Genomic DNA, 8,445 nt, shown 5'->3' with positions numbered 1-8,445 from the left:
ATGTGTATAAGAGACAGGCCTGGAATACGGCCGTCTGGGTTCTGCATCATTCATTGCCGCTGACGGGCGGATGACCACGAAGGGCCGGCAATTGCTGACCGATCTGAAGACGGAAATGCGTGATGCCGTGCGGCTGTTCGGCGGCGCGGCCCTGCCGGCGCATTTTCCGCCCTATGTCGGGACGGAAGCCTACTGCATGCTGACCGACAGGCGTGTCGCAACCATCCTTCGCAACAGCCGGCGAACAGCCCGCTATTTTGCAGCGGCGCTTCCCGGCTCATCGGCCGAGCTGCATTTCGCTCATGGGCTCTACGTGACGCTGGCACCAAAGCGAAGCATGAACGAGCAGCAGGCCCGGCAGATCGCCGTGGATCTGTCGGGCGACTTGGGCAGGGTCGGATTGCCGCTTCGCCACGCAGGAAGCTTTGGCTTTGATTTCGGTGCGACGGAGTGGTTCCACGACACCATCAGCAATCGCTATGTCGTCAGGATCGCCGTGCCGGATTTGCCGACGCCGCTGTGGGACGAGGTCGCTCAAGCTGTGGCACGCTGGTGGTCGTCGCATGAGCAGGACGCCCCCGGCGTCGGCTGCCCGCCAACGTATCCGCATAGCCTCACGTCTCGCCCGGACTCCTCCGCCCCGGTGAAAGACGCTAAGGTGTGTTCGAGGGGGAATCTGCGCCGTGGAATCGTTTCCTGATCAGAAGGCCGGGCCGCGACGACCGGTCATCATTCTTGTGCTCCTGTCCCTCCTCCTGATCACTTGCTTCGTCGCCATGTACTACGCCGGCGATCTGTCGAAGTATCAGGCCGTCGTTTCCGCCGAGGAGACCCGCACCGCCTTGCGCGACGTGACTGATGCCGACCAGCTCGATCAGGTCATCAAGCTGCATCCTTCGAACAGGCTGCTCAGGCTGCTTGCGCTCGCAAACAGCGACGCGATGGAAATCGATGCCGCGGCGCGAAAGCTGCTGGGCGAGGTCGAGCCGAAACCGCTGCCGAAGCTCGGCGATCTCGGCGCGTCGAGCCGCAGCGACCTTGACGGGCTGCGCCGCGATCTCAAGACCGCGGAAAACAATGCGGCAGGTTTGGCGCCCCGGTACGCCGAGACGATCAAGACCACGCGTGACAGGATCGAAAACGACGCGCGTTCGCTGAACCTCGGGGATGCGCGGCTCTCCGGTTTCATGGCGCTGATCGAAGAGCAGCATGCGGCATGGACCGCGCTCACCTCCAAGGCGCTCGCCTCGCGGGCGGGCTACTACAATGCCTTCGACAAATGTGTGGCGCTTCTGATCCGCGAGTTCGGGGTCTACAAGGTCGCGAACGGTCAGTTCATCTTTCCGTTCCAGTCCACGGCCGACGGCTACAATCGCGCCGCGACGGCCATGACTGCTGCGGCCAACCGCGCTGCCGAACTCGAGGACGAAGGCAAGAGCCTGCGACAGTCGCAGTTCGCCAAATGGAAGACGTTTGTCGACGGTTAGCCCCTGACGGCGCTCGCGGGGAGCCGATTGCCCCCTGATTTGCCCGACGTGTCAATCCGTCCAGCATCACCCCGGGCACCCTGCCGGCGACTTGAGCGCTACTTTGCATGGGGTTGTTTTCGAGATTTTGGTTCGGTGCACCGCAGCCATACCCCACCACCGCCTTTACAAGACCAGATCGCCCGCTTTCGCGGGCGATCACGGTGGTCTCGGTGGTCTGAGAGCTCTGCTGTGCCCCTACCCGATCACCCGCCCGAACTTGTTCGATTTCGGGAAGCCCTTCGGCGGCAGGCGGCCGGCGTCGGCGCGGGTGCCCTGCCACTCGGCGAGTTCCTTCATGGTCGCGCTGAACTCGCGGCCGGCAGAGTCCTTCCAGGTCAGCCCTGCCTTTGCGTCGAACACGGCGACGTCGGACAGACCGCCGTCCTTGTACTTCTGCAACCGCACGCCGCGGCCGCGGGCCATTTCCGGCACCTGATCGAGCGGGAAGATCAGCATCTTGCGGTTCTCGCCGATGACGGCGATGGTGTCACCGAGCACTTCCGTGACCGTGCGCGCCTCGTTCGGCATCTCGACGTTGAGGACCTGCTTGCCCTTCTTGGTGGTGCCGACGCAATCGTCCTCATTGACGATAAAACCCTGGCCCTCGTGGCTTGCGACCAGGAATTTGCGACCGCCCTTGTTGACGAACAGCGCGACCGGCGCGGCCTCCTGCTCGAGATCAATGAACAGCCGGATCGGCTCGCCATGGCCGCGGCCGCCCGGCAGCTTCGCAACATCCAGCGAGTAGAACTTGCCGTTGGTCGCGAACAGCAGGAGCTTCGAGGTCGTTTCGGCGAAGAAGGCAAAGCCGAGCTTGTCATCCTGCTTGAACGCAAGCCCCGACAAATCCTCGACATGGCCCTTCATCGTCCGGATCCAGCCCTTGTCGGAGACGACGACCGTGACCGGCTCGCGCTCGACGAAGGCTTCCTCGATCGCGGCGAGATCGTGCTCCGGCGCGTCAGCAAAGGCGGTGCGGCGCTTGCCGAGCGGCGTCTTGGGCCCGAACATGTCGCGGACCTTGCCGACCTGCTCGCCGACCTTCTTCCACTGCTCGGTTTCGGAGGCGAGCAGGCCTTCGATACCCTTCAACTCCTTGCGCAGATCCCTGTCCTCATTGCGGATCTCCATTTCCTCGAGCCTGCGCAAGTTGCGCAAACGCATGTTGAGGATGGCTTCGGCCTGGATTTCGGTGAGCTTGAACGCCTTGATCAACGCCGGCTTCGGCTCGTCCTCGGTGCGGATGATCTTGATCACCTTGTCGAGGTTCAGATAGGCGACCAAATGGCCGCCAAGGACCTCGAGCCGGTGCTCGATCTGGCTCTTGCGGAAGTTGGAGCGGCGGATCAGCACGTCGCGCAGATGGTCGAGCCATTCGCGCAGGCACTCCGCGAGCCCCACAACCTTGGGGATGCGGCCCTTGATCAGCACGTTCAGGTTCAGCGGGATCTTGCTTTCGAGCTCGGTCAGCCGGAACAGCGACTCCATCATCAAAGCGGGATCGACGTTCTTCGACTTCGGCTCGATGACGAGACGGACGTCCTCTGCAGATTCGTCGCGGACCTCGCCAACCAGAGGCAGCTTTTTCTGGTCGAGCAACTCGGCGATCTTCTCGACCAGCCGCGACTTCTGCACCAGCCACGGGATCTCCGTGACGACGACGACCCAGGTGCCGCGGGCGCCTTCCTCCTGCTCCCATTTGGAACGGACGCGGAAAGAGCCACGGCCGGTAGTGTAGGCCTCCGCAATCGCCTGCTTGGAATCGACGATGATGCCGCCGGTCGGGAAGTCAGGGCCCTTCACCCACTTCAGGAGCGACTTGGACTTCGCATCGGGCTTTTCGATCAGATGCAGGGCCGCGTCGCAAAGCTCGGCCGCATTGTGCGGCGGGATCGAAGTCGCCATGCCGACCGCGATGCCCTGCGCGCCGTTGGCGAGCAGGTTCGGGAAGCCGCCGGGCAGGACCACCGGCTCCTTGGACTGACCGTCGTAATTGGCACGGAATTCGACGCCGTCCTCGTCGATGCCGTCGAGCAGAAGCCGCGCGACGTCGGTCATGCGGGCTTCGGTGTAGCGGTAGGCGGCGGGGTTATCGCCGTCGATATTGCCGAAATTGCCCTGGCCGTCGACCAGCGGATAGCGCGAGGAGAAGTCCTGCGCGAGACGTACCATGGCGTCGTAGATCGCCTGGTCGCCGTGCGGATGGAACGAGCCCATCACGTCGCCGACGATCTTGGCCGATTTCTTGAAGCCGGCGCCCGGGTCGAGCCTGAGCAGGCGCATGCCATAGAGGATGCGCCGGTGCACCGGCTTCAGACCGTCGCGCGCATCCGGCAGCGCGCGGCCCGTGATGGTGGAGAGCGCATAGGCGAGATAGCGCTCTTCGAGCGCATCGCGTAGCGGCACCTCGTGGATTTCAGCCGGCTTCTCCGGCGGTACCTGTCGTTTTCCCATGGGGAGGCGTTAAACCGAGACGGTGAATCGGGCAAGCCGCGAATCAAAATGCTCGATTTGGCGGGCTAACCTCCTCACAGAAAAAGGATTTGCAGGCCGATTCGGATCTGGCTCGCGCTACGCCGCCGCTTCGGATCGCAAATTGCGGACGCAAAACGGGCGAGGATCAATTGATTCCCTGTCGGCTACTATTGCCCGGCCCAGCCCGCGGTCACAGGCGGGGTGGCTTGCGGGCCCTTGGCCTGCGTCGGCGCATTGGCCAGACAGCGGCGCGCAGTCTCGATTTCCGCGTCCGTCGCGCCGTGGGATCGCGCCCATGTCTCCGCGGCGGCTGCCGAATATTTCGCAACATAGTACCGCACGACGGTGCAGGAGGCGCGGCGAAACAGGCCGGGCTGCTGCTCAGCAGCCATTGCGTCCGGCGCCAGCGCAAGCAGCGCGGCGGATACCACGAATCCTCTGATCATCTGGATGTCCCCGGTGGAACCACCCCGGCCAACCCAGTTAGCGTGATTTGGTTCCCGGTTTCAATAGCCGATCGGGCAGAGCAGAGACGCGCTCATGGCGAGCTGATCGCCCTCGCCTGCTGCCGCGTCAGAGCATTGAGGAAGCCGCTTCTTGCGTCCGAATGCCCCTGCCCGCGCGGCTCCAGCACGTGGCGGAGCAGGAACAGGCCGGTGAGCCGAAAGCCATCCTGAAGGTCCTGGTCCGTGAGCTCGCTCGCCGCCTCGCCCTGCCGCAGGAACGCTGGCAGGCGCAACAGCCGGTCGCGCCACGGCTCGCCGGCGGAGCGCGACACCGCGCCGCCGGATTTCGGCGAGACGTAGATCAGATCCGTGGTCTCGCCGGTCACCGCGCAATTCTCCAGCGCGAGGCCGAAGCCGAGTTCGGCGAGCATCGCGAGCTCGAAATGGATGATGTGCACGGCCGCCCCGCCGATGTCGTCGAAGTCATCGAGGGCGTGCTCGAGCTGCGCAAAGATCTCCTCATGCGGATCGCGCTCGGGCAACAGCCGCGCCAGCGAGGCAAGATGCGTGACGCCATAGACGCCGTGCGAGGACGCAAGCAGCCCCGCGGCCCGCAACCGCAGGCCTTCGATCGCATAGGTGCCCAGATGCTCGTCCAGCCGCGCCCGCCACACCGCGCGCACGCTGTTGCCGGGCTGGAGCAGCGGCCGCATCCGCGAACTGGCGCCGCCGCGCACGAGCCCGAGATGCCGGCCGTGGAAGCGCGTCAGAAGCTCGACGATGGCGCTGGTCTCGCCATGCCGCCGCACCCCCAGCACGATGCCGTCGTCGGTCCATTCCATGGCAACGAGCTTACCGTATTTCGCGGGACCGTAGGGTGGGCAAAGCGAAGCGTGCCCACCGATTTGATCAATCAACACACGGCCAGTTGCGGTGGGCACGGCGCGCGAAAAGCGCGCCTTTGCCCTCCCTACGCATCTCTACGCATCTCTAGGCGTTGAACCAGCCCTGCGCGTCGCCGGTGAAGGAGAAATACAAGCCGATCGTCGTCAGCACGCAGGACACGATCTCGATGCCGCTGTCGAGCTCGATGCCCTTCTCGCCGATGATCTGCGCAAGCGAGATCACCGACAGCACGAGGGCCGCCGCCAGCACCCAGCGCGGCCAGTTCTTGCGCTTTTGCGCCGCCAGCCAGACGAAATAGACCAGCAGCAGGATCATGCCGCCGGCAATCAGCGTCGCCGTCGTGATCATCTGGTCCGTCATGTCGGGGTTCGGCGTGCGGTCCTGGAACGCAACCGACAGCGCATCCAGCATCAGCGATGCATAGAGCAGCACTTCGAAGCGCAGGACGTTGCGGGGCACGCTCATCACCAACCCATCTTCTTGTTCATTCTTTGGGGAATTCCAGGCCCATTTCCCGATAGCGGTCGGGATCGTCGCCCCAGTTCTCGCGCACCTTGACGAACAGGAAGAGATGCACCGGCACATCCAGGATCTGCATCAGCTCCTTGCGCGAGTCCGCGCCGATCGACTTGATGGTGGCGCCGCCCTTGCCGAGCACGATCTTGCGCTGGCTTTCGCGCTCGACGAAGATCGTCTGCTCGATGCGCACCGAGTTGTCCTTGCGCTCCTCCCATTTGTCGGTCTCGACCGTGGACTGGTAGGGCAATTCCTGGTGCAGCTTCTGATAGATCTTTTCGCGCGTGATCTCGGCCGCAAGCTGCCGCATCGGCGCGTCCGACATCTGGTCCTCGGGATAGAGGAACGGACCAGCCGGCACCATCTCCGCAAGCGTCGTGCGAATGTCGTCGACGCCGTCGCCCGAGATCGCCGAGATCATGAAGGTCCTGGCAAACGGCATGCGCTCATTGGCGGCCTGCGCCAGCGCCAGCAGCTTCTCGCGCTGGACCAGGTCGACCTTGTTGATCACCAGGATCTTCTCGTGATTGACGCTCGCGGCCTTGGTGAGGATCGCCTCGGCCTCTTCGTCGATGCCGGTCTTGGCGTCGAGCAGCACGCAGACGAGGTCGGCATCATGCGCGCCGCTCCAGGCGGTGGAGACCATGGCGCGGTCGAGCCTTCGCTTCGGCAGGAAGATGCCGGGCGTGTCGACCAGGATGATTTGCGCGTTGTTCTCGATGACGATGCCGCGGATCAGCGCGCGCGTCGTCTGCACCTTGCGCGAGACGATCGTGACCTTGGCGCCGACCAGCGCGTTGACCAGCGTCGACTTGCCGACATTGGGTGCACCGATCAGCGCAACGAAGCCGCAGCGCGTCGCGGCAGGCGCCTCGCCACTTGCTTCAGCCGTCATTGCCGCCGCCAACGCCTTCGCGTTCGATCATCACTGAAGCTGCCACCTTCTCCGCCGCGCGCTTGCTGCCGCCGATGCCTTCCGCCGATGCCAGCCCCGGCAGATCCACGGCGACGCGGAACTGCGGATCGTGATGCGGCCCGGTGCGCTCGACCTCGCGATAGACCGGCGTCGGCAAGCCCTTCCCCTGCGCCCATTCCTGGAGCACGGTCTTGGGGTCGCGCAGGGGCCGCCGCGGCTTGTGCATGCGCTCGGTCCAGTTGCGCTTGACGAACTCGGCCGCGGCCGCATGCCCGCCGTCGAGATAGATGGCACCGATCACGGCTTCGCAGATGTCGCCGAGCACGGATTTGCGCAAGCGGGCGTCGGCGGCGGGACCGACGCTGCCGAGCTTGATGTCCTCGACGAGGCCCAGCAACTTCGCAACGTCAGCGCAGCTCTCCTTGCGCACGAGCTCGGCGAGCCGCTTGGACAGCTCGCCTTCATCGGCGCTCGGGAAGGCGTGATAGAGCATGTCGGACACGACGAGCCCGAGCACGTGGTCGCCGAGGAATTCCAGCCGCTGGTAGCTGTCGCCGCGCTTGCGTCCCGACTTGAGGGCAGAGACGTGCGTGATCGCCTGGATGAGCAGGTTCGGATCGGCGAAATTGTGCCCGATGCGCGCCTCGAGCGCCGCGTTCGCGCCCTTGGCCTTGCCGCTCCTCGCCCGCTTCTTCTTTGCGGGAGCTTTGGGAGCAGCTTCGGCGTCAGGGCTCGCAGCGGCCTCGATCGGTTGGATTGTGATGTCCTTGGCTTCGTCTTTCATCGGACGATTTTGAACATTCGGTTCCAGCGCACCGCCCAGGGCCAGCGCCAGAACATCCAGGCGTGCTCGCCTTCGGCGATGGAGAAGAAGATCATCTGGGCACGGCCGATCAGGTTCTCCTGCGGCACGTAGCCCACCGCCGACTGCACGCGGCTGTCGGTCGAGTTGTCACGGTTGTCGCCCATCATGAAGAAGTGGCCGGCCGGCACGGTGTAGACGTTGGTATTGTCGTAGAAGCCGTTGTCGACGCAGTCGAGCGTCTCATAGGTGACGCCGTTCGGCAGCGTCTCCTTCCAGCGCTTCACCCGCGCGGTAGCATCCGACGAGCCGCAGGGGTCTTCGCCGACGAAGTCGCTCAGGCGTTCGCGCTGCACCGGCATGTCGTTGATGTAGAGCAGCCCTTCCTTCATCTGGACGCGGTCGCCGGGCAGACCGATCACGCGCTTGATGTAGTCGGTGGTGTCGTCCTTGGGCAGACGGAAGACGACGATGTCGCCGCGGTTCGGGTCCGAGCCGAAGACGCGTCCCGAGAACAGCGGCGGCGAGAACGGGATCGAGTAATGGCTATAGCCGTAGGAATATTTCGACACGAACAGGTAATCGCCGACGAGCAGCGTCGCCTTCATCGAGCCGGAGGGAATATTGAACGGCTGGAACAGGAAGGTGCGGATCACCAGCGCGATCAGGAGAGCGTGGATGACGACCCGGACGGTTTCGCCGAGGCCGCTCTCAGATTTGGTTCCTGAAGTCACGCTCATTGCTTTCCCAATTCCGGTCCCGCGGTCACGGAACGCCCGTTCCCGCGCATAGCCCCGTCGCTTTGCGGCGTAAGGAGATTGTCCTGATTCTGATAGTGGGGGCCAATTCCGGCGT

General features: G+C 64.3%; 9 protein-coding genes. 2 read left to right on the top strand and 7 right to left on the bottom strand.

Features of this window, described 5'->3' with window-relative positions:
- The first annotated feature begins 70 nt into the window (after positions 1-70).
- Both Q2941_RS32995 and Q2941_RS32990 read left to right on the top strand, forming a co-directional pair.
- Positions 71-700: a hypothetical protein gene (locus Q2941_RS32995; RefSeq protein WP_458195020.1), complete on the top strand. Its 630-nt coding sequence runs from the start codon at positions 71-73 to the stop codon at positions 698-700.
- A complete protein-coding gene (locus Q2941_RS32990; RefSeq protein WP_254112100.1) occupies positions 684-1,487 on the top strand; it encodes a hypothetical protein in 804 nt (267 codons plus the stop codon). The genes Q2941_RS32995 and Q2941_RS32990 overlap by 17 nt, the downstream gene beginning before the upstream one ends.
- Positions 1,488-1,724: 237 nt before the next feature.
- On the opposite strand, the gene parC is transcribed toward Q2941_RS32990, so the two are convergent.
- The 7 genes from parC to lepB form a co-directional block, all read right to left on the bottom strand.
- On the bottom strand, positions 1,725-3,983 hold the full coding sequence (parC, locus tag Q2941_RS32985) for a DNA topoisomerase IV subunit A (protein WP_254112099.1): 2,259 nt from the start codon (positions 3,981-3,983) through the stop codon (positions 1,725-1,727).
- Between the two features lie 188 nt (positions 3,984-4,171).
- Positions 4,172-4,450: a hypothetical protein gene (locus Q2941_RS32980; RefSeq protein WP_027522926.1), complete on the bottom strand. Its 279-nt coding sequence runs from the start codon at positions 4,448-4,450 to the stop codon at positions 4,172-4,174.
- A 92-nt stretch (positions 4,451-4,542) separates the two neighbouring features.
- Positions 4,543-5,292: a DNA repair protein RecO gene (gene recO / locus Q2941_RS32975; protein ID WP_458195019.1), complete on the bottom strand. Its 750-nt coding sequence runs from the start codon at positions 5,290-5,292 to the stop codon at positions 4,543-4,545.
- Between the two features lie 148 nt (positions 5,293-5,440).
- Positions 5,441-5,821: a hypothetical protein gene (locus tag Q2941_RS32970; RefSeq protein ID WP_254112097.1), complete on the bottom strand. Its 381-nt coding sequence runs from the start codon at positions 5,819-5,821 to the stop codon at positions 5,441-5,443.
- Between the two features lie 19 nt (positions 5,822-5,840).
- On the bottom strand, positions 5,841-6,767 hold the full coding sequence (gene era / locus Q2941_RS32965) for a GTPase Era (protein ID WP_458195018.1): 927 nt from the start codon (positions 6,765-6,767) through the stop codon (positions 5,841-5,843).
- The gene (gene rnc, locus Q2941_RS32960) at positions 6,757-7,572 is read right to left on the bottom strand and encodes a ribonuclease III (RefSeq protein ID WP_027522930.1); all 816 of its coding nucleotides are present in this window, start codon (positions 7,570-7,572) and stop codon (positions 6,757-6,759) included. Before rnc ends, era begins: the two co-directional genes overlap by 11 nt.
- Entirely contained in the window at positions 7,569-8,330 is a 762-nt protein-coding gene (lepB, locus tag Q2941_RS32955) for a signal peptidase I (RefSeq protein WP_458195017.1), read from the bottom strand. The genes rnc and lepB overlap by 4 nt, the downstream gene beginning before the upstream one ends.
- Positions 8,331-8,445: the final 115 nt, after the last annotated feature.

The sequence above is a fragment of the Bradyrhizobium sp. UFLA05-153 genome (genome assembly GCF_054185185.1).
This window is presented reverse-complemented; position numbering and strand designations above follow the sequence as displayed.